At 37.0% G+C, this 794-nt stretch carries 1 protein-coding gene; it reads right to left on the reverse strand.

Going from position 1 to position 794, the window contains the following annotated elements; genetic code table 11:
- Positions 1-61 precede the first annotated feature (61 nt).
- Complete coding sequence (locus AC5W14_RS16715) at positions 62-757, reverse strand: response regulator transcription factor (protein ID WP_496057729.1); 696 nt, start codon at positions 755-757, stop codon at positions 62-64.
- Positions 758-794 lie beyond the last annotated feature (37 nt).

The raw sequence follows: 794 nt of genomic DNA on the forward strand, positions 1-794 counted from the left end.
AAAAAAATAGTAAACAAAAACGCACCCAGTTTCACAGAAATACGACTTATTTTAGGAACCTTCATAGTATTTTATAACCTACTCCCCAAACCGTCTGAATAACTGATTTTCCTGAAATACCAGCTAGTGTTAGTTTATCCCGCAGATGTTTAATATGACTGTCTACACTTCGGTAATCTCCAATAAAATCATATCCCCATATTAATTCAAAAATATCATCCCGGCTGAATACCCGGTTTTTATTAATCAATAACAACTCTAAAATCGCGTATTCTTTTGGAGTAAGAGATAATTCCTCATCAAGATAATAAGCTTGATGCGCCTCTTTATTTAGGATAATCCCCTTATAATACAGCTTCATTTCCTGTTTGGGCTTCTCGTGCTGCTTATAATTATTTCTTCGCAGGAGAGCTTCGATACGCGCCAGCAGTTCTTTTTGATTAAAAGGCTTCGTGATATAGTCATCTGCCCCTAATCGAAGACCCGTTACCTTATCGGTCAACTGATTGCGGGCGGTAATCATGATAATCGGAACATCTGACCATTCTCTTATTTCTAAACAAGTATCAAAACCATCTTTTTTCGGCATCATCACATCCAATAAAATTAAACTGTACTTTGTTTCTTTTAGTTTTTGTACAGCTTCTTTTCCATTTGACGCTTCTGCTACGTGATAATTCTCATTTTCAAGATAAAGAGTCAACAACTCCCGCATCGGCGTTTCGTCGTCTACAACAAGAATGGTTTGGCTGTCCATTTTTTCCTCCCCTCCTAAAAAAATCTGCTTTTATGCC

The sequence above is a fragment of the Sinobaca sp. TMA16-18 genome (genome assembly GCF_059510535.1).